Below are 21016 nucleotides of genomic sequence, written 5' to 3'. Positions count from 1 at the left end.
GTTGAGGTAGTTAAATGCAGAATATATATGACATTGTTGGAATCGGTTTAGGACCGTTTAATTTGAGTTTAGCAGCTCTTTTAAATCCTTTAAGTGAAATTAATAGTAAATTCTTAGATAATAAACCAGAATTTAGTTGGCATCCTGAGTTGATGTTTGGTGATGCGATGATGCAAACTTCTTTCTTAAAGGATCTTGTCACTCCTGTTGATCCTAAAAGTATCTTTAGTTTTCTAAATTACTTAGTTGAAAATGGACAATTTTATCACTTCTTAAATACGGATCGTAAGGCGATTAACCGCTATGAGTTTCAAGACTATTGCAAGTGGGTTTCAAAACAACTTTGTGATGATATTGATTTCGAATCTAAGGTAATTGATATAAAGCACGATGGTGAAAAATTTGAGGTGATTAAGGAAGGTGGGAGTTACTTTACGAAAAATATTTGTGTCGCTTCTGGCCCAACTAAAAATATACCAGAATGTGCAAGGCCATTCCTGTCTGAGACTCTTTTTCACGCTAAGTCTAAGCAAATGAAGAAACTTGATCTTAAAGGTAAGAAAGTTGTTGTTATCGGTGGGGGACAGACGGGAGTCGAAACATTTAGAAATGCTCTAAATGGAATGTGGGGAAAAGTAGAAAAGGTTACCTTGTTAAGCGGAAGACATAATTTACAACCACTTGATGAAGCTCCATTTACAAATGAAATATTTACACCTGAATTTGTACTTAATTTTCACTCTCTATCTCAAGAGCAAAAAGATTCATATACTCAAAGCCAGCTATTAGCTAGTGATGGTAACACTCCTCAATACTTACAAGAAATGTATAATGAACTATATCTTGACCGATTCTATTTAAAGAAACTTCCTGATTATACAATTTCTCCAATGCGCTGGCTTAAGGCGATTGAGAAGCAAGGAGAATCATATAAATTAGTTGTTGATAATTTACTTAATCAAAACGAAGAATTTATCGATGCCGATATTGTTATCTTGGCGACAGGTTTTAAAAGTGTTCTACCTAGTTTTCTGGATGGAATTGCAGATAAGATTACAAAGGATTCTAAGGGGCGCATAATTGTAGGACAGGATTATAGCATCCAGACTACGATTGAAAACGGGAAGATCTATTCAATGAATTTTAGTCGCCATGGCCATGGTGTAGCAGATCCACAAACAAGTTTAATGTCTTGGCGCTCGGCCATGATTGCTAATGACCTCGTTGGCGAAACTAAATACAAAACTACAAATAATAGCGAAAGCTTTTTAAGCTTTTTTAACTAACGGAGAGACAATGAAGCTAGTAACGTTACTATTTTTCTCAATACTTTCAATTACTATATCTGCTGCCCCGGCAAATGAGTCAAAGGCAGAAGTAAAAAAAGCCGAATCTTTTAATACAAAGGAAGAGGTAATCGAAAACCCAACTTTAAAGACTTTGTCGGGCTCTCTTAAGCGTTGGTCATTTTACTCAACTTTTGCTTACAAAGGTGGTGCAATTAATGACTTAACAAGTGCAGAAAGACCTAATATTAAGAATGCAGAAGGTAATCCTTCTTTGACAAATATATCTGGTGTCTTTGGTGCTAAATATCGCCTCACGAAATCAGATAATATTTCTCTTCAAGCTGGAATGTATATGGCAACTCCATTTCATTCAAACCACACGGCATCGACAGCTTCTATTCAAAAAGAATTTGATGACAACTCACAAGAGCTTGATATTGATAATCCTGTTCTTTCATACTTTAAAACATACACAATTGGTGAATTACAAAATGTTTCATTTCTAAAGTATCAGTATGTAACTCGTGGAACAGAAAAAGATTATGGTTATCATTCTGCTGCCGCTTTTTCACAAGCAATGGCGTACCGTATTTCTAAATTCGCTTATATTGCGGCAACTGCCACTTTGACTCAGTACTTCTTTGATAAGTCGACGACAAAGTATATGGGTTTTGATATCTCGCTTCTTCCATATCAAAGAGAAAGAGAGTATCAGGTAAGTTTATCAACTGAAATGTACTTGAAGCGCAATATTTCTTTAAGACTTATTTCAGATATCTTCTCTCGCTATACACTAAGACGTGAGAGTAAACTTGAAAAGCGCGTTCTTCAACAAACTATTGCAGCTACATACTTCTTTAATCGCGATATCTCAATTGCACCTAATATTCGCTTCATTGCAGAAGATATTCGTGCCGATCGCACAAATGTTGGACTAACACTTAATGTGAATTTATAAAAAAAGGGGGATTGAATCCCCCTTGGTTTTTTTTATTTCTCTGAAATTTCAAAATCATCGTGGCCAGGAATTTCTTCCGGTAATGCTTCTTTTAGGTCTACTCCAAGGTGCACAATACGTTGTCCTGCCTCGCAGTTAGGTCTAACATTCTTTCCAATAACAACTCCAGAACGGTCAGCACAAATGACTTCTTTAACTTGTCCAAAGACATCGTAAACTTTTGCGATGACTTCGCCTTTTTGCACTCGATGAGTAAGTTTTGGAAGGACATCAACAATTCCACCTTTTGTTGAATAAATCCAGTAAGAATGGTCACAAATTGTTGCATCAGTAATCATATCTTTCACATCGCCTTCAATCATAGAGAAGTAGCGAAGTGTGTTCTTAATTCCATCGAGAGTCTCATCAATTAGAGCATGTTGGAAAGCATTTGGATTACCGATTTCAACAGTAATAGCATGAATTCCTTGTTCATTCGCCCATGCTCTTAGCGTTCCTTCTTCATCATATTTTTGAACAATAATTTGTGGGTTTTGCAAGAAGGCCAGGGTTCTTGTTTCTTCTTTTTCAAGATCGGCCCTTAAGTAAAGACTGTTCACACGGCCATGACTTGCTGTATGAAGATCGAGTAGGTAGTCAAACTTCGAAACAATTTTTTGAGTGAAGTAGTAAGCATAAACATTACTAGGGTTCCCAGTAAGTTTACCTGGCATAATACGATTTAAGTCAACATTATCAATAAAGCGACGCTGATTTGTAAGGTAACCTGGTACGTTACTAATAGGAACCATGATGAGAGTTCCTTTCAAGTTCTTCGGATCAATCTCTTCAATAACTTTAAAAATTGTTGAGATACCATTTAGTTCATTTCCGTGAACAGCTGCTGTAATCCCAACAACTGGCCCATCCTCAATTCCTTTCATAATAATGATCGGCACGCGCCAAGGTACTCCTAGTGCGTTATCTGAAAGGTGTATTTGTAAACGGTGTACTTCACCTTTTGCAAAAGAGTTTAAATCAATTTCTTCAGTGGTCTTAATGACTTGTATTCCACCCATTGTACTTCCTATGCTATGAGATCATGATCTCGTTAAAGAGAGAGTTATCATTATCTAAACTTCTAAAAAGTTTTGTTCTGAAAGTCCCTTTCTTACTTATAAGTTGTTCTGCCATCTTATCAATGGCCACAATTGTTAGAATTGTTTGTATGTAGGCCTCAATTAGATCGTCAGTACCAATTCCTAGTGAATTAAAATCTTTTTGATCCATTAGCATTAGTCTTGATGTGTCAGAGTCCCATAGGTTTTCACCTTTCTTTACTGATAAGTTTGTTCCTAGAACTTCCCAACTATTTTTTGGGTATGTTGCTTCAAGAGGTTTACTCGCTCGACGAGCATAAACTGCACATGGCATAAAGCCTTTAGGTGAAGAGTAGACCATAAGTCTTAGATCGGCGATATAAATATTTCCTTTCTTATTTGGAACCGTCCCAATATGGAAGAATTTCCCATACTCACTTGTTGAACTCCACTCATAGTGACCAATTAAACTTTGAACGATAAATTGGTCATATGGATAATCCATTTGCATGAAGGCATCTAGCTCATCTTGGTTTGTGATTGTAAATACACCTTGGCCAGCATTTGAATAAGGAATTTTAATAACTGCTTTTCCACCAAACTTTTGAACCCATAAAGGAATTTCTAATTTATTAACATCCTTAATTGTTTCAGGCATATTGATTTTTAAACCTGATTCTGCAATTTGTGAGTTATAGAGTTCGTAGGCTTTATTTGCGAGAAGCTTATTGCGTCCACCTGAAAGACAAACAAGAGTCGAGTTAAAGATGAAGGTCTTCGTTGTCGTTGGAATTCTATTCCATGGCTTTTGAGTTACATATCTAAAAGCCGCACGAATAGGAATTCTTTCTCCTGTTTCAAGAGTGATGTGAAGAACTCCGTTTTCAAAATCGGCCATTTGTTCTTCACCATTGAAGTGAGGAACGAGATAAACTTCTTCTCCTGTCAGGTCTGCAATAGTTGAAGCATATCCCGATGTTTCCATGTAGTTCTTATCATAGATAACAGCCAGTGCTCCGGGTGGGAGTTTCTTCTTTCTTTTCTTTAGTGCTGGTATGAATGAGTTTTCGATTAGAAATTTATAACCTCTGTGCTCATCTGCATCTGTTCTTGGTGGCATCGACTTCTGTCCTGAAGGGCAAGAGTTTGTTTCAAGAACTACCATGCGGCGATTACCAGCTTGAGTTGTTACATAAAATAAGTCAGAGCCACCCCAGAAGAAGTGCTTACTTTCATAAGATAGAATTTCTCTCAACGTGTCAGTACAAATTTGTGGATTTAAATGACTATATCTTTTGATAATTCTTTCGTGATCTAAATTAAAAAAGTGACTCACTAGAGGGTGTAGTTGTGAGTTCAAGGCCTTCGGATAAAAGTGATTCTCTTGTTCAAAATTATCAGGCTTAATAACTTCAATTCTTCTTTTCAAGTTCTCTCCAAATTGTATTTTCTAAAGCATAAGTTAATGGAAATATTATAATCTCAATCCCTAATTCTGTAGGGAATATTTTGTAATTTTTATTAAATTTTTAAGAGCTCTATACAATATACTAGTATATGTTGACTACTCTAGTCAGAGACTTGCTCGTTCGGTTATCCCTAATCTTGAAATGTCTCACTTTTGGTTTATTGGAATTTATGTCATGTTGTTTTTAAACAAGATAAGGGGAAGGAATGAGACTTCGTAAAGAACTACAGGGTGTGAAGCGCCTTGTTGTAAAAGTTGGAAGTAACGTTATTACAAAAGACAGCGGAAAATTAGATACAAGGAAGGTTAGAAAAATAGTAGAGGATATATGTGAGCTAATTGATGAAGGGATCGAAATCGTCCTAGTAAGCTCTGGTGCAGTTAGTGTGGGGAAGTCTTTTCTTAAGGAGCACTTACCAAGAAGAGGTCAAATTGATCTTCAGCACTCTGCAAGTGCCGTGGGGCAACCAAAGCTTATCAATACATACTCAAGACTATTTGAAGAGAATCAAAAAATATGTTCACAAATTCTTCTAACCCATGATGACTTTAGAAATAGAAAGCGCAACCTACATGCAAAACAAAGTATAAATGTACTTTTGAAAAATAATATTACGCCTATTCTTAACGAAAATGACACGATCTCTTTTACCGAAATCGCCTTAGGAGACAATGATCACCTTGCTGCGCAAACTGCTCAGATGATTAATGCCGATGCATTGCTTATGATCACTTCAACAAATGGCCTATATGATAAAGATCCTGCTTTTAGTGATGCAAAGAGAATCGCTATTGTTCCATTTGGAAGTGATGTTCTAGAGGACGTGGATTATCAAGGAAAGACTGCTGTAGGAAAAGGTGGAATGGAATCAAAAGTTCACGCCATCACAAAAATTACTCCTATAGGTATAAAGGCGATTATTAGTTCAATGGAAAATGAGCGCCTAATTTTAGATCCACTCACTAAAGACATAGGAACCTACTTTGCACCTAAAAATGCCTATGACCCGGAAGAGCGCAAAGCATGGCTGCTCTCAATGAAAAAACCAAATTGTTATATTGAAGTTGATCGAGGTGCATTCGAAGCTCTTAATGAAAATAAGTCACTCTTACCAAAAGGGATTATTGATGTTTTTGGCCAATTTTATAAAGGGGACTGTGTTGATATTCTTTGTGATGGAGAAGTTTTTGCTTCCGGGGTCTGTGAGTATGGCCACTGTGAAGTTGAACAAATTATGGGACGCCATAGTGATGAAATCGAAGAAGTTATTGGTTTTCGAACATCAATCGAGGTTGTCCATACAATAAACTTAATTTTAGAAAAGGAAATAATTGATGAAAAAATTAGCTAGTACAGTAAAGAAGGCGTCAAGAGAATTACTACAATTGAGTAGTGAAACAAAAGAAATGATTTTTGATGATCTTATTAGGGCCCTTGATAAAAATCGTGAGTTAATTCTACAAAAGAATCAACTTGATTTAGATGCTGCTTTTAAAAATGATCTTTCTAAAGCAATGGTTGATCGCCTAAAGCTCTCTAATGAAAGAATTGATGACATTATCTCTGGAGTTAAAACGATTAAGGAACAACCTGAAATCGTTGGTACTTTTTATAACGAATTTACTAATGATCTCGGTTTAAAGATAAAACGTCAGAGGGTTCCACTAGGGGTGATCCTAATGATTTTTGAAAGTCGACCAAATGTTGTTGTTGATTGCGCTGCCTTGGCGCTTAAATCTTCAAATGCCATCATCTTAAAAGGTGGAAAAGAGGCCAAGCATTCAAATGAGGTTCTAGGACAGATCATTCAGGAGGCGATATCGAAATATGTTGATAAGAGTGTCGTTGAAGTTTTAGCATCAGATAATCGCGAAGTTTTAAATGATTTACTAAGTCTTAAAGAAGAGATTGATGTTGTTATACCACGTGGTGGACATGGCCTAATTAATCATGTTTTTGAAAATGCCAAAATGCCAGTCATTGCTCATTACCAGGGCCTTTGTCATATGTATATTGATAGCGAAGCTGATATTGAGAAGGCCGTGACTTTAGTAGAGAATGCAAAAACACAAAGAACCGGTGTATGTAATGCAATTGAAACACTACTAATTCATAAAGACATTCTTCCTAAAGTAAATGAAAAAATTGCGAAAAGACTTTTGGCAAAAGGATGTGAATTAAGAGTTGATGAAGAATTTGCAAAACAGACAAAAGGTTCATTCATTAAAGCAACTTCTGAAGACTGGGCGACAGAATATTTAGATAATATTTTATCAATCAAAACAGTTTCTTCTCTTGATGATGCTATTGAGCATATTGGAGAGTATGGAAGTAATCACTCAGAATGTATTATTTCAACTAATGAAGACAATTGTCTTAAGTTCTTAAAAAGCGTTGATGCAAGTTGTGTCATGGTTAATGCCTCAACTCGATTTAACGACGGTGCTCAACTAGGCCTTGGTGCTGAACTTGGAATCTCAACAACGAAACTACATGCTTATGGGCCAATGGGTGTCGAACAAATGACGACTTCTCGCTATGTTGTCGTCGGTGATGGACAGGTCAGATCATAATTTAATAGAGCAAGGAGAGTAGTGATGAAGAAAATTGCAGTAATCGGTTGCGGAAATATGGCCAGCGCAGTTGTTCGTGCAATGTATAGAGGCCAAAAAGTAAAAAATGAATTTCTCACTTATACGCCAAGTCACACTCGAGCAGTTGAACTAGCTAAAGAAGTAGAGGGAAAGGCAATTGTTGATTTAGAAGAAGCTTGTGATGCAGACTATTTCTTGATTGGCTGTAAACCTCAACAATTTGAAGAATTAGCAAAGTCTCTAAAGAGTATGGACCTTTCAAAGAAAGTTATCATTTCTATCATGGCCGGAATCGATCAAGAAAAGATTTGTAGGCTCTTAAATACGACAAAGGTAATCAGATTGATGCCAAGTTTACCTATGGAATACTCTGAAGGAATCTGTCTTCTTAGTTCTTCGAAGAATGTGGAAGTAGATGAACTCGATTTTATTAAAATGCTTCTCTCTGATAGCTCTTTAATTTTAAAAATGAGTACCGAGGAACTCTTTGATCAGGTAACCATTGTTTCGGCATCTGGCCCGGCCTTTGTTTATTATTTTATGAATACTCTAGAAGACTCTTTGAAGGATTGGGGATTAGGATCAGTTGAATCCAGAGCAATCGTTAGCCAATTATTTCGAGGAAGTGCAAAGAGTGCATTGATTAATTGCGAGAGTGAACTAGATGATTTAATCGGGAAAGTAACGTCTAAAAGGGGCGTTACGATAGAGGCGATTGAAAGTTTTAAGGATAATGGTGTCGATGCATTTGTGAGGATGGGAATTGATAAAGCGATCCTTCGCTCGGCCCAACTACGTGAGTCTTAGGGATAACCTAATTAGTAAATTAATCAATTCTTAATGAATCTAGACAATGTTAAGGTAATTAAATGAACAATAAGAAATCTGAAAAATTAGTACAATTAGTAAGTTATAGTATCGTTGATAAGAAACAGTCCCGCAAAACTAAAGTACAAAAGAAGACTTCTATTTGTGAAGAGGGGCATGGTAAGGCGCTAAGAGAGACATCTTTCCTTCGTCGAAGCCTAATTGAAGATGAAGAGAATTGCCTCTCGATACTCTAATGAATAAGTTTTTAATTTAGTATTTTATTAATAAGCAAGAGCTCATCTTGTTCGCTAGCGCTTTGTATTCTTTAAGTGAACGGATAGCTGTGCCAAAAAAAGGATTGTTAAATGATTGTTTACAGTTTCCTCTTTTTTTTACTCCTCTTTGTTTTGATTGGAGTTTCTTCAAGTTTAAAAAGTAAGAAAAATAATTCTGACTATTTATTAGCAGGACATTCCACACCACCATGGCTTGCAGCTTTATCTGCTGTGGCAACAAATAATAGTGGATATATGTTTATTGGCCTTATTGGCTATACCTATACGAGTGGACTTCAATCTTCTTGGGTAATGATTGGTTGGATTGTTGGTGATATGGTCATGAGTTTCTTTGTTCACAAGAAGCTAAGAGATGTTACTGAAAAAGAAAACCTATTAAGCTTTGGGGGTGTTCTTTCTCGTTGGCAACGTGGAACAAGTTTTAAGAAACTTAGATTGTTAGTCGGTATCATTACTATCTTATTTTTAGGTGTTTATGCTGCTGCTCAATTCAAGGCAGGGTCTAAGGCCTTACACGTTCTCTTTGGATGGGATTATAGTACTGGTGCTATTATTGGTGCAGTCATTGTTTTTGCTTACTGTCTATCAGGTGGGATTCGCGCATCAATTTGGACAGATGCAGCTCAATCATTTGTCATGATTATTGCAATGGGGCTACTTTTCTTTGTTGGAATCAATGAAGTTGGTGGATTTAATTCATATGTGACAAAACTAGATGCTGTATCTCCTGGGTTTTTAAGTTTCACTCCAACTGGACTTAATGTACCAGGTGGAACGGGAATCGGTTTATTTATATTAGGTTGGGTATTTGCTGGTTTTGGTGTTATTGGACAACCACATATCATGATTAGATTTATGACAATTGATGATACTAAGAATATGGCAAAGACTAAATTGTATTACTATGCATGGTTTATTGCTTTTACAATTTTAACAATTGGTGTTGGTCTAACTGCAAGACTTCTCTTACCAAGCTCAGCAAATTTTGATGCTGAACTCGCACTACCTTTAATGAGTCAAAAACTTCTACCTGAGTTACTGATTGGTGTTGTCCTTGCAGGTATTTTTGCTGCAACAATGTCGACTGCCGACTCTCAGGTACTTAGTTGTTCTGCAGCTTTTACGAGAGATATTTTACCTAAAAAATCAGATAATATTTATCTAACAAAGCTAGCAACAGCAGGTACGACAATTATTGCTCTTTGTGTTGCCCTTTTTGGAAGCAAGAATGTGTTTGAGTTGGTTCTTCTTTCTTGGTCAATACTAGCTGCTTGCTTTGGCCCACTCCTTTTTATCTATGCAATTGGTAAGAAGGTATCTGAAATAACTGCTATTTCTATGGTTATTGTTGGTGGAGTCGTGACAATCGTTTGGATGAATCTTGGTTACGGTGCGACTATCTATGAAGTTGCCCCAGGTATCATGGCAGGACTAATCACATACTTTGTTCTTTCAAACACACCATTAAATGAAATCGTTTCTAGTAATAAGGTTGTTGATAATCGAATGAAAAATTCAAAGCTTGTAAATGAAGCCAATAGCTAACTCCTTGGTCGATTATTTATACCCAATTACGGTTACCCTCCTATTTTTAGGAGGGTACTTTCTTTCTCTTTTTAATATTAAAAGAGTGCAAAAAAGAAAGCTCAAAAATATTCGTAAAAGAGATATTTCTGATGCTGTTGAAACAGATTCACCTGTTGACGATCAAGAAAAAGAATTAAAGTCTCATGGTGCTGAGGGCATAGAAGGTCGCTTCTCATTTATGATGAAAGCACTGCCAGTCTTATTTTTTATTTTATGGTCTCTATTTGTTTCAATCCCGTACTTAGGTGAAATTCCAACAGTCTACGTTTCAATTATCGCTGCCATTGTATCTGTGATTGCTGGTTTTTCTTTAAGGCCTTTTCTAGAAAATCTCTTTGCAGGTGTCATTATCTCTTTTTTTAAATCAATCAAGATAGGAGATACCGTTACGATCGATGGACATTATGGGCTGATCGAAGAAATTGGATTGACTTATTCAGTAATAAAAAAATGGAATTGGATTAGATTAGTAATTCCGAATTCAAAGTTACTCCAGAAAGAAATCCAGAATTTTACAATGAATGATCATTATGTTTGGACACACGTTGAATTTTTCGTTGCGCCAAATGTCGATTTGAAGTTGGTAAAGGAAATAGCTCACAAGGTTGCAAAAAGATCGGAATATTTCAGCGATGTTGAAGAGCCAACGATGTGGGTCATGAAATTAGATAAGGATGCTATTGAGTGTTGGTTAGCTGCTTGGGCCGATAATCCAAGTGATGCTTGGGAGTTAAGAAATGATATGCGCACACAGCTCTATATTGAGCTTCAAAGTGCAGGGATTGAGTTTCATAAACTCAATATTAAGAGTTAATAATTTAGAGGTAGATATGATTTTAAATATAATAAGTAACTTAATTGAACAGGTTTTAAAGATGATCATTTTCATTTTAGACCAATTTTTCCCCCTTTCTTCCGACTCCTAGGTACTTAGCGCGACTAGGTAGTTCGGTTTTTGCTAATTGATGATCGTCTTGTTAAGGTAAGGAGCAAAGCTAAATGAATCGAGGAATAAACTTGGAAAAACTAAAAGATATTAATTGGAATCATCTCTATTGTTTTTATGAAGTCGCCAAAGTTCAATCTTTAAAAAAAGGTGCCGAAATCATAGGTACTTCATCACCAACACTTAGTGAACAATTAAAGCGTCTTGAAAATAAATTCAATATGAAGCTATTTAATCGCAGCTCAAAGGGGCTATCTCTAACGCCTGAAGGCCTACAATTATTCGAAAGAACAAAAGGCATTTTTGAAGAGGGGAGTAAGTTACTTGAACACTTCTCAGAAGATGTTGTTGGTGGTTATCCTGTTTCAATTGGTATTGAAGAGACTATTTCATATGATCTTGCTACTGAGTTTGCATCTCAATACTGGGATCTTTATACGAAATATGGAACAGTTAATACAATACGCCAGGCCGACCATGAAGTTCTTGTGGATAATATTTTACGAGGAAATATCGATTGGGGAATCTCTCTTCGAAAACCTAAGAGAAAAAGTCTAAATGTTGCTGAAATAGGTTCATTCGAAATTGTCTTCTGTTGCTCAACAGAACTTTATGACAAGTTTAAGGATGAAAAGGATCTACTTGTAAATATTCCATTTGCAGAGAGTAATTGGGATAAGAATCTAAATCGTGTTATTTACCAACACTTAAGAAAGAATGGTGTCGTACCTAAAGAGAAGGTCTATAGCGATCATATCGACTTTGTTCATAAGTTGTGTTTGAGAGGACGTTGTGTGATGTTCTTGCCAAAGAATCCGCTTGAAGAATACCTCGGACTCAAAACATTTAATCTTGGAGAGCCTCTCAAAATGTCTCTCTATGCTATTTGGAAGAAATCAGATGAAGGCCTTATTTCTATTCGTAAGCTACAAGAACTCTTTCAGTCAAAATTATCTAATGTTCCTGACCGTTATGAAGATGTGGATTTACAGATTGAAGTGTCTGATGTTTCAGATGATTTATTGAATTAGGATAAAACTAATTTGTGTTTGATCATATTTTATTTCGTGAAAATTCCCTTAGAATTTTTATATGAAAAAAAATACTCTTTTAAATTCAATTAAGTTCTTCTCTATTTTTACACTCTTATTCACTTTGTTCTCATGTGTTTCTTCAGAGAAGGAGAATATTACACCTGCTGTTGCTGGAAGCAATACGATCTCTTATCAAGATGAAGATACAATTAAGCATGAGATGGAGCTCTATCAAAATGAACGTGTCCAAAAATGGATAAATTATTTTGCAGTAAAAGATCGTGCTCGTTTTGAACAATTTATTAAAAAGGGAATGTATTACAAAGAAGTTATTCAAACAGTACTTGAAGAAGAAGAGCTTCCATATCAATTATATTACCTACCTCTAATTGAAAGTGGCTATAACAAAACTGCACTGTCTCATGCAGGGGCCGTTGGGCCATGGCAATTTATTAAGGCCACGGGAAAGAGATATGGACTAGCTGTTAACCGAGTTGTTGATGAAAGAAGAGACCCTGTTCATAGTACAGAGGCCGCAACGAAGTATCTAAAAGATCTATATACCGTTTTTAATTCTTGGGAGCTTGCAATTGCAGCTTATAATTGTGGGGAGCTTCGAGTTTTACGTGCCATTATGAAGGGGAGAACACGTAATTTTTGGGAACTTGCAGATCGAAAACTACTTCCAAGAGAAACGAGAAATTATGTCCCTAAGTTTTTGGCAGCAGCCTACGTTGGTGAAAATCTTGCTCAATTTGGCTTTGACGAAGAGACGATTGCACAATCTCCGACTTACCCTGATTTAAAATTAGTGGAGGTTCCTGGGGGCGTGCACATTAAAGATGTTGCAAAACATTTTAATATTGATCGCAGTGAAATTGAAAAAATTAATCCCGCCCTTAAACATAAGCGTACACCTAATTGGATTAAGCAATATGCGATTTGGATGCCTCGTAAGGATTATGAGAATATAGAAGAAATTCAACAGAAATTGGCAAGTAACCGTCAATGGGGAAAACTTAATTCCTTTCCAACTCACTATCGAGTTAAAAGAGGGGACTCATTAACAAAGATCTCTCGTCGTTACAAAATTTCACTTAACAGGCTTAAGCGAATTAATAATTTAAGAAGCAGCCGAATTTATCCAGGTCAAAAACTTGCCCTAAGAGCAAATGAGTATAAGAGTGTTGTTGGGAAGAGATTCTACTTTGTGAAAAAGAATGATTATCTAGGAAAGATTGCAAGTCGCTCGGGCCTAAGCGTATCTTACTTAAGACGCTTAAATGGAATTCATGGCAATAGTATCTACGTAGGGCAAAAGTTAGATATCACTAGAGGTGTAAGAGTATTTCGCTATCGTGTTAAAAAGGGTGATAACTTAACACGTATTGCCAAACTCTATAATACGACTACATACGAAATAAGAAAGAGAAACTCTCTTCGATCGAGTAATCTCTTTATTGGACAGATGTTAAGTATCTAAATAGATTGTCTTGTTAAAAAAAAACGAGACAATTTAAATTTAGTATTGCTAGTATTGAGCTAATGCAGAAATTTTTTAGATTTATATTTGCGGCAACCTTTCTTGTAAGCTTTCTTACTGCAAGCATTCATTTCCATGAAAATGAGCATGAGACTAGTAAGTTAGATCAAGCTTGCCATTTCTGTATTAAAGTTTCTCAATTCAAATATGATGCTAGTAATTCTGATTTCTCTGAAGAACTTGAAGCAAGTTTTCTTTTTCTCGTTACAGATCGTTATCAGACCCTAGTCGGTCACACATTACAATCACTATCTATTCAAACAGCTCCTCGAGGGCCACCAACTCATTGTTAATTTAATTACATTCACTTTTTATTTTTTAAATTTAATTAATTAATTTTCAATGAGGTTTATTTTGAAAAACTTATTTTATATTTCTATTTTATTACTAGGCTCAAACACTTTTGCGCAATCTCTTTCTGACAATTCAAGAGGCAATGGGTTTAATCCTGCCATCGGTTTAAATGCTTTAACTATCTATAAAAACTCGTCTCGTGATAATGATCACGATGGATTTTCTCTACAAGAAGCAGAGCTTCAGTTTAGTGCAGATGTTGATGCATACTTTAGAGCTGAGGCGACTTTTGCTGTTCACAAGGAACATCATGAAGAGGGTGGCGAGGAAGAGCATGGTTATGCATTTGAGCCTGAAGAAGTATTTGCTGAAACAATTTCAATTCCTGATTTTACAGTAAAGTTAGGGAAGTTCTATGCCCAATTTGGTAAGTACAATATGGTACATACTCACGCTCAGCCATTCATTTACCGTGGTCTTGTTCAAGAGTATATGTTTGGAGAAGAAGGACTAAATGAAGTTGGTGTAAGTGTATCATATCTAGCGCCACTGCCATGGTATAGTGATTTAACTGTTCAGTTTCTTCAGCCAACAAATGAAGAATTATTTGTTGAAGATCCACACTCGATCACTACAGTCGCTAACCTAAAAAACCTTTGGGATTTATCTGAGTCACTAACTCTAGAGTGGGGTCTTTCAGGTCTTTATTTTGAAGAACAAGCTGAGAAATCAACTGTCCTAGGAACAGACTTAACATTAAAATGGCGTCCAGTTAAAAAAGGTAAGTATTCGTCATTTGTTTGGTCAACTGAGTTTATCCACAAAGATGTTCAGGGAACAAACGAAGTTAAAAATGGTGGTTATTCGACATTCTTACGTTATCAATTTGCACCACGCTGGTTTGCTCAAGCACAATATGAATTCCTAGGTGTTGCTAAGGATGAGTCAATTGCAGATCAAAATGCATATACTGCACTTTTAGCATTTGTTCCTACTGAATTCTCAGCTGTAAGAATGCAATACGATGAAATTCATGATGGTGAAGATCGTCCTGAAAAAAGAGTAAGTCTTCAGTTAAGCTTTAGTATCGGTGCCCACCCGGCACACCAGTACTAGGTCGCTAAAATGAAGTCAATTCTTATAGGGTTGTTACTTGTTCTAGGTATGAGCTCTTACGCTCAATTGAGAATTGTAACAACGACGACAAATTTAGCAGATATTGCAAAAAAAATTGGTGGAGAGAGTGTGAGTGTACACTCTCTTGCTAAAGGTACTCAAGATCCTCACTTCCTAGAAGCAAAACCTAGCTATACTTTTAAAGTAGCTAAGGCCGATCTGTTAATTAGTATCGGTGCGGGCCTTGAAGTCGGTTGGCTCCCGCTTGTTGTTAGAGGAAGTCGCAATCCAAAAGTTCGTATCGGACAAGAAGGAAGACTTGAAGCATACGCTCTTGTGAAACTAACAGATGAGGTTAAGGGGAAGCTAACGCGTGCTCATGGTGATGTTCATCCGGAAGGAAATCCTCACTTTATGCTTTCACCGAGTAAGGCCCTAGAAGTTGCGAAGGGAGTTCGTGATCGATTCATTAAGTTAGATGAAAGTAATAGGCAGGCTTACGAAAATAATTACATAGCATATGAAAAACGCACTAAAGAATTGATAAAAGATCTTAGCGCCAAGATTAAGAAAGGAACTAAGATTATAACGTTTCACCGTACGCTAACTTATTTTTTAGATGAATTTGGGATTCAAGTTCAAAATGTTCTTGAACCTAAGCCAGGAATTCCTCCAACTGCTTCACACATTATCAGTGTTATTGAACAGATGAAAAAAGAAGGAATTCGTCATATCTTAGTTGAAAATTACTTCGATGATAGTGTCGCTAAAAGAATTAGTAAGAGTATCAAAAATGTAAAAATCAATAATGTCGCAGTTGCTGTTGACGGTAGCTCACAAGTGAAAGATATTTTCTCTCTTTATGAGAGCCTCGCTCTAGCACTGGAGGATTAATGGAAGTTATTTCTTTTTTAGCTGCACCATTTGTCATGTGTTTAATTCTTGTAGGGATACACTGCTATCTAGGATTACATGTCTTAAGAAGAGGAGTTATCTTCGTTGATCTCTCCTTAGCACAAGTGGCAAGCCTAGGCTCAACAGTAGCTTTACTCCTTCATCTCGATCACCATAGTGGCCTTAATTACTTTGTTTCTTTAGGTTTCACTTTTGTGGCCGCAGCTTACTTTGCTTGGGCCAAGAAGTTTGAAAAGTATATCTCGCAAGAAGTGTTAATCGCTCTTGTTTATGCTTTCGCTTCTTCCGCTGTTATTCTCGTTGTTAACATGATGGCCCATGGTGCAGAACATATTAAAGAAATACTCATTGGTAAGATCCTCTGGGTAACTTGGGCAGATGTTATAAAGACAGGTGCTATTTATAGTATTGTTGCTACAATTCACTATATTTTTAGAAAACAAATTCTTAGGTCAACTTTAGATAAAGATAATAGTTCTGCATTTTGGGATTTTATTTTCTTTTCGTTGTTTGGTGTTGTAATTACCTCATCTGTTGGAATAGCTGGTATTCTACTTGTTTTCTCATTTCTTGTTGTCCCTGCATTGATCAGTACATTACTCTCTCAACGTATTCGATCACAGCTGTTTATCGGTTGGGGGATTGGCTTAATTTTGAGCTTACTTGGAATGGCCCTCAGTTACTTCTTTGATCTTCCTGCTGGAGCAATTATCGTGGTGGTCTTTACTATTGTTCCAATAGTGTTCCTACCATTTTTGATAAAATTTAAAATGAGTCGCACTTAATTTAGTGCGACTTTTTTATTTTCTCTCATTTATTTCCATTAAAAACGACTATCACGATTGTTTATGCAATATGTCCAAGTAATCTTTTGATTTGAAAAACTTAACCTATTTTAAATTCTCAAATCTCAATGTTTTGGCGATAACTTTTCTATTGTTAATTTAGTTCCCGGCAACTGATTGTCGGTTTTGGAAAAAATAGGGAAGAATATGAATACAGAGCAAACAGGTAAAGTTAAGTTTTTTAATGAAACAAAGGGTTTTGGGTTTATTAAACCAGATAGTGGGGAAGGGGACTTATTTGTTCATATCTCTGCTGTTGAAACTGGCAATAAGTTAAACAATAATGATAAAGTTACTTATATGCTTGGGGAAGGTAAACGTGGACCTTGTGCAACTCAAGTTAAAAAAGTTTAATTTTTGAAGAGGGACATTTATTGTCCCTCTACTGCCTTACATGACCAATCAAATGAATGAATATCATATTCTGGAATACGGACAAAGGCCCAAATATTTCCATCGATACCACCTACGACATGATCAAGTCTTATTCTGAAACTTCCAGTTGTGAAAGACTCAACTTTGGCATCATATTTTGGAATATAGTTAACTTTTTTACGGTATGAGAATTCCTTGTTTTGATTAGTATCTTCAACATAAACTTCAATTTCATGAAAGATTGGCCCTCTTCCGTATTGTGATTCATATATCATCGCATCAGTAACTTTTGATTGCTCATCATAATTCACACAGTGATAGAGAGGTTGAGATTTTGATCCAAATTTTGCCAGTGTCACACTAGAAATTAGTATTAAGAAAATTAGCTTAAGACTATTCATAACAACTCCTTTTGTTATCTTTCTATTTTACTGCAAAGCTAAATTTAAGGGAATTTAACTTAGCTTAAATTAAACACAAGCCGAAATGAGCTGATAGAAGGAGTCTGTATGGAATTTTTAGAAATGGTACTGTTAATAATTGCCGGTTTTCTAGTATGGAAGAAGCCTCAAAATCAAAGGCAAGCAGAAAAGTTTCTTTATAGTGCTACATTCTTAATGTTCTTAATTTGGTTTGTTGCAACAAAATCGATGATTCTTCCGCCTGGTAACTACTAGAGGTGTCCATGACAAATAAATCAGAACGTTTCTATAATATCGTGGCCCTGGCATCAATGGCCCTGATTATTCTACCTGTTGGAATCGCATGTCTCATTCTAGGGTTTGGTTTAGGTGATAATCCTTGTATTCTCTGTTGGCAGGAAAGAGCAATCCTTATTTTTGTTACATTAACAACTCTCTTTATTATGCGCTATGGCCTTAGACCAAAGTATCTCGGTTTATTAATTCTGTATTGTACGATTGGAATCTTCATGACCTTAAGGCATACAGGAGGTCATTTCTTAAGAGATCTTGGTCAGGGATTTTCTTTAGAAATATTTGGACTTCACACATATACGTGGGGTGTTGTTATATGCTGGTCAATTTTATTAATTCTCTCAATTATACTTATATTCTTTGGTAATAATTTAGTTGATAATGAAGACGGAGAAGTTCGCTATCTTAGCAAGTTTCAATCATTGGCATTTATCTCTTATTTCATTATTTTATTTTTTAATTCGGTACAAGCATTTACCCAAGTTGGTCCTCCACCATTCATTGGACATAGTGATCCCGTGAGATTTTCTTGGGTTCCTAAAAACTGGCATTGGTCGACTAAGAATTGGAGTGGCCTATTAAAACCATTTAGCTTAAGGGGAAACTACTCAATTGATAAACCTTACTTTAAGCATGATGAAAGACGAAAGATTGCAATGTTTCAAAGTGGTGATGAATTAATGAAGGTTAAGGAGGTTAGTCTTCCTAGTGAGATTAGGGGTGGGATTAGAGATATCGATTATAATAGTGAGTCAAAGCTTTTTGCCATTGTTACAGATCAATATTTTATTTATATCTTAGATGATAAATTAAAAAGTATTCTCTACTACGTACGAATAGATCCTCTTTATAGTATCGATATAAAAACTTTTGTTGGTATAAGCTTCATTGGCCCACGTCGTCTTATGGTTACAGGATATAATAAGTCATATGTTGTCATCCGTATTGATGAGGGAGCAAAAATTGTTGATCATTATGCAGGTTTTTTAGAGGGAACAAATGGAATTTCTGAGAAATATCGAGGACGTCTTTCAAGTGTTCGCTCGAAATACTCTTATATTCGCTGTTTAGCATATGATAAGAAAACTCAAGAACTCGTTATCGTTTCAATACCCAATGAAAAGAATAATAAAGTTATTGCAACTAGATTTTCTAGTGCAGATTTTCTTTTGAATAGTGAAAAAGAAATCTTCATTGATGATAATGATCTAGGCCCAGTTATCTCAAGCCTTAAGGTTATTGACTCAATTTTATATGGCCTAGATCCAAATAGTAGTGAAATACTTATTCTCGATAATGAGCTAGATGCATTCTCTGGCTCTATAAAATTACCTAAAGGTAATTATCATGGCCTTGCTGTTTTTGAGGGCAAACAATTTGTTCTCATTGAGCAAAAGCGTGCAACATTTTATACAAAGTAAGCTTTATTCTAGCGCTGCTAAAATATCATCATTCTTTGTACGATCTTTATATTCTTTGTGTATATCTTGATAAGTGATTTTACCATTTCTTATGACAAAAACTGCAGGGTGAGCAACCATGTGATGTGTCTGCCCTGAGTCTCCCTCAATATCAATCTTATAAGACTGCTTATATTTTTGAACAAGTTTGTCGTCGAGTTTGTTAACAATATTAAAGGCCAAGAGAAGACTCGCTTTAGGATCTGAGACAATGTCAAAAGTGTATTGATATTTCTTTTTCATTTTATGAGCAATCATCTTCTTATCCACACTAATGGCCACTAGCTTAGAGCTTTTATCAAGTTTTGGCATAACTTCTGTTTGAATACTTTGAAGTTGTTTCATGCAATATGGACACCAAGAACCACGATAAAAAACAAGTACCGTTTTCTTGTCGCTATCATCTAGAATTATTTCCGTACCTTCAATATTTTTAATCTCTATATTAGGGGACTTGGTTCCGACACCTAGGCCAAGTTCTTGGGAAAAAGTAAGAATTGAAAATAAGCTGATTAATAAAACTTTCATAATTGACCCCTTTTGATTCTTTAGCATGGACTATATGTGTTAATTCTTATAATGTGACTTGGTGAAGCAGTCATTTTATCAACTTACATTCAATGAGTTACAGCAGTTACTAGAGCAAAATGGGCTCAATGTATCGGCCGCTAATCTACTTTATAATTGGTATTATAAAAGAAAAAATCATTACAGCAATTCAATCACTGATATTGCTAAGAGTACGTTGTCTTTTATTGATACTAATTTTAACTTTATTTTACCTCGTCCTGTAAAAGTTCAGCAGGCAGACGATAAAACGGTAAAATTTCTTTTTGAATTATCAGATGGTTCTAAAGTAGAAAGTGTTTTAATTCCTTTTAATAAGAAGTATTCAATTTGCCTCTCTTCTCAAGTTGGTTGTGCCATGAAGTGTTCTTTTTGTTTCACTGGTACGCAAGGGCTAAAAAGAAATCTTTCAGCTAGTGAGATTATTGGTCAATTTCTAGCTGCCTGGCATTGGCTAAGAGATCATCGCCCAGGTGAAGAGAGAATTCTTAATATCGTTTTTATGGGACAAGGCGAGCCATTACATAATTTTGATGAAGTAAAGAAGGCCTGTGATATTTTTACTTCTCAATATGGAACTTCGATTGGCCATCAAAAGATAACGATCTCGACAAGTGGCTATATCCCAGGACTAAAAAGATGGAAAGATGAGATACCTGGAGTTAATTTAGCACTTTCCCTACATTCACCATTTGATGAAATACGTGACGAGCTAATTCCAATTAATAGAAAGTATCCTCTTAAAGAAGTTCTTGATTACATTGATGGTATACCTCTTCGTTATAAGCAATTTGTTACATATGAGTATTTGATAATTAAAGATTTAAACGATGGAAATGAAGATGCGAAGGCCTTAGGTGAGCTTCTTAGAGATCGACGTGCTTTAATAAATCTCATTCCTTTCAATGAATTCCCTGGCACAAAATATAAGAGGCCAGAGCTTCAAAGTGTTCAGGATTTCAAATTAATCCTGGAAGAATTCAAAATCCCGACGATGGTTCGTACCACTAAAGGTGATGATGTCCTTGCGGCCTGTGGCCAGCTAAATACTAAATGATCTAAAGTTAGAACAAGTTGATCTGGTAAATGATCTTTTAATCGATCCATTTGTTCGTTATTCTAT

At 35.8% G+C, this 21016-nt stretch carries 22 protein-coding genes; 18 read left to right on the top strand and 4 right to left on the bottom strand.

Annotated elements, in window-relative coordinates; genetic code table 11:
- Positions 1 to 14 precede the first annotated feature (14 nt).
- Both C0Z22_RS09550 and C0Z22_RS09545 read left to right on the top strand, forming a co-directional pair.
- Positions 15 to 1286, top strand: coding sequence for a lysine N(6)-hydroxylase/L-ornithine N(5)-oxygenase family protein (locus C0Z22_RS09550; RefSeq protein ID WP_103218140.1), 1272 nt, complete (start codon positions 15 to 17; stop codon positions 1284 to 1286).
- Positions 1287 to 1296: 10 nt separating this feature from the next.
- Positions 1297 to 2247, top strand: coding sequence for a hypothetical protein (locus C0Z22_RS09545; protein ID WP_103218139.1), 951 nt, complete (start codon positions 1297 to 1299; stop codon positions 2245 to 2247).
- Positions 2248 to 2279: 32 nt separating this feature from the next.
- Here the strand turns inward: C0Z22_RS09545 and C0Z22_RS09540 are convergent, their stop codons facing one another.
- The gene (locus tag C0Z22_RS09540; protein WP_103218138.1) at positions 2280 to 3305 is read right to left on the bottom strand and encodes a succinylglutamate desuccinylase/aspartoacylase family protein; all 1026 of its coding nucleotides are present in this window, start codon (positions 3303 to 3305) and stop codon (positions 2280 to 2282) included.
- 13 nt (positions 3306 to 3318) lie between these two features.
- A complete protein-coding gene (locus C0Z22_RS09535) occupies positions 3319 to 4755 on the bottom strand; it encodes a hypothetical protein (RefSeq protein ID WP_103218137.1) in 1437 nt (478 codons plus the stop codon).
- A 245-nt stretch (positions 4756 to 5000) separates the two neighbouring features.
- Here C0Z22_RS09535 and proB point away from each other — a divergent pair, with 245 nt between their 5' ends.
- From proB to C0Z22_RS09470, 13 genes are all read left to right on the top strand, one after another.
- Complete coding sequence (gene proB, locus C0Z22_RS09530; RefSeq protein WP_103218136.1) at positions 5001 to 6146, top strand: glutamate 5-kinase; 1146 nt, start codon at positions 5001 to 5003, stop codon at positions 6144 to 6146.
- Positions 6130 to 7368 (top strand): glutamate-5-semialdehyde dehydrogenase, encoded by a 1239-nt coding sequence (locus C0Z22_RS09525; RefSeq protein WP_103218135.1) that lies wholly within the window; start codon positions 6130 to 6132, stop codon positions 7366 to 7368. The genes proB and C0Z22_RS09525 overlap by 17 nt, the downstream gene beginning before the upstream one ends.
- Before the next feature lie 24 nt (positions 7369 to 7392).
- Complete coding sequence (locus C0Z22_RS09520) at positions 7393 to 8196, top strand: pyrroline-5-carboxylate reductase (RefSeq protein ID WP_103218134.1); 804 nt, start codon at positions 7393 to 7395, stop codon at positions 8194 to 8196.
- 62 nt (positions 8197 to 8258) lie between these two features.
- Positions 8259 to 8453, top strand: a complete 195-nt coding sequence (locus C0Z22_RS09515) for a hypothetical protein (RefSeq protein ID WP_103218133.1) — start codon at positions 8259 to 8261, stop codon at positions 8451 to 8453.
- 111 nt (positions 8454 to 8564) lie between these two features.
- Positions 8565 to 10040, top strand: a complete 1476-nt coding sequence (locus C0Z22_RS09510; protein WP_103218132.1) for a sodium/proline symporter — start codon at positions 8565 to 8567, stop codon at positions 10038 to 10040.
- Between the two features lie 85 nt (positions 10041 to 10125).
- Positions 10126 to 10896 (top strand): mechanosensitive ion channel family protein, encoded by a 771-nt coding sequence (locus C0Z22_RS09505; protein WP_158246879.1) that lies wholly within the window; start codon positions 10126 to 10128, stop codon positions 10894 to 10896.
- A 185-nt stretch (positions 10897 to 11081) separates the two neighbouring features.
- Entirely contained in the window at positions 11082 to 12059 is a 978-nt protein-coding gene (locus tag C0Z22_RS09500) for a LysR family transcriptional regulator (protein ID WP_103218130.1), read from the top strand.
- Positions 12060 to 12120: 61 nt separating this feature from the next.
- Positions 12121 to 13545, top strand: a complete 1425-nt coding sequence (locus tag C0Z22_RS09495; protein WP_103218129.1) for a LysM peptidoglycan-binding domain-containing protein — start codon at positions 12121 to 12123, stop codon at positions 13543 to 13545.
- 62 nt (positions 13546 to 13607) lie between these two features.
- Entirely contained in the window at positions 13608 to 13898 is a 291-nt protein-coding gene (locus tag C0Z22_RS09490; RefSeq protein ID WP_103218128.1) for a hypothetical protein, read from the top strand.
- Between the two features lie 61 nt (positions 13899 to 13959).
- A complete protein-coding gene (locus tag C0Z22_RS09485) occupies positions 13960 to 15015 on the top strand; it encodes a hypothetical protein (RefSeq protein ID WP_103218127.1) in 1056 nt (351 codons plus the stop codon).
- 9 nt (positions 15016 to 15024) lie between these two features.
- A complete protein-coding gene (locus tag C0Z22_RS09480) occupies positions 15025 to 15909 on the top strand; it encodes a metal ABC transporter substrate-binding protein (protein WP_103218126.1) in 885 nt (294 codons plus the stop codon).
- Positions 15909 to 16715 (top strand): metal ABC transporter permease, encoded by an 807-nt coding sequence (locus tag C0Z22_RS09475; protein WP_103218125.1) that lies wholly within the window; start codon positions 15909 to 15911, stop codon positions 16713 to 16715. The genes C0Z22_RS09480 and C0Z22_RS09475 overlap by 1 nt, the downstream gene beginning before the upstream one ends.
- 207 nt (positions 16716 to 16922) lie before the next feature.
- The gene (locus tag C0Z22_RS09470; RefSeq protein WP_103218124.1) at positions 16923 to 17129 is read left to right on the top strand and encodes a cold-shock protein; all 207 of its coding nucleotides are present in this window, start codon (positions 16923 to 16925) and stop codon (positions 17127 to 17129) included.
- A 17-nt stretch (positions 17130 to 17146) separates the two neighbouring features.
- On the opposite strand, the gene C0Z22_RS09465 is transcribed toward C0Z22_RS09470, so the two are convergent.
- Positions 17147 to 17551: a hypothetical protein gene (locus C0Z22_RS09465; RefSeq protein ID WP_103218123.1), complete on the bottom strand. Its 405-nt coding sequence runs from the start codon at positions 17549 to 17551 to the stop codon at positions 17147 to 17149.
- Between the two features lie 108 nt (positions 17552 to 17659).
- On the opposite strand from C0Z22_RS09465, the gene C0Z22_RS16025 reads away from it, so the two are divergent.
- Together C0Z22_RS16025 and C0Z22_RS09460 are read left to right on the top strand one after the other, a co-directional pair.
- On the top strand, positions 17660 to 17827 hold the full coding sequence (locus C0Z22_RS16025; protein WP_158246878.1) for a hypothetical protein: 168 nt from the start codon (positions 17660 to 17662) through the stop codon (positions 17825 to 17827).
- 8 nt (positions 17828 to 17835) lie between these two features.
- Entirely contained in the window at positions 17836 to 19287 is a 1452-nt protein-coding gene (locus tag C0Z22_RS09460) for a disulfide bond formation protein B (RefSeq protein ID WP_103218122.1), read from the top strand.
- Between the two features lie 3 nt (positions 19288 to 19290).
- On the opposite strand, the gene C0Z22_RS09455 is transcribed toward C0Z22_RS09460, so the two are convergent.
- Entirely contained in the window at positions 19291 to 19854 is a 564-nt protein-coding gene (locus tag C0Z22_RS09455) for a redoxin domain-containing protein (RefSeq protein ID WP_158246877.1), read from the bottom strand.
- A gap of 61 nt (positions 19855 to 19915) precedes the next feature.
- Here C0Z22_RS09455 and rlmN point away from each other — a divergent pair, with 61 nt between their 5' ends.
- Positions 19916 to 20950, top strand: a complete 1035-nt coding sequence (gene rlmN, locus C0Z22_RS09450; RefSeq protein ID WP_103218120.1) for a 23S rRNA (adenine(2503)-C(2))-methyltransferase RlmN — start codon at positions 19916 to 19918, stop codon at positions 20948 to 20950.
- The last annotated feature ends 66 nt before the right edge of the window (positions 20951 to 21016 follow it).

The organism is Halobacteriovorax sp. DA5 (assembly GCF_002903145.1).
GTDB lineage: Bacteria > Bdellovibrionota > Bacteriovoracia > Bacteriovoracales > Bacteriovoracaceae > Halobacteriovorax_A.
This window is presented reverse-complemented; position numbering and strand designations above follow the sequence as displayed.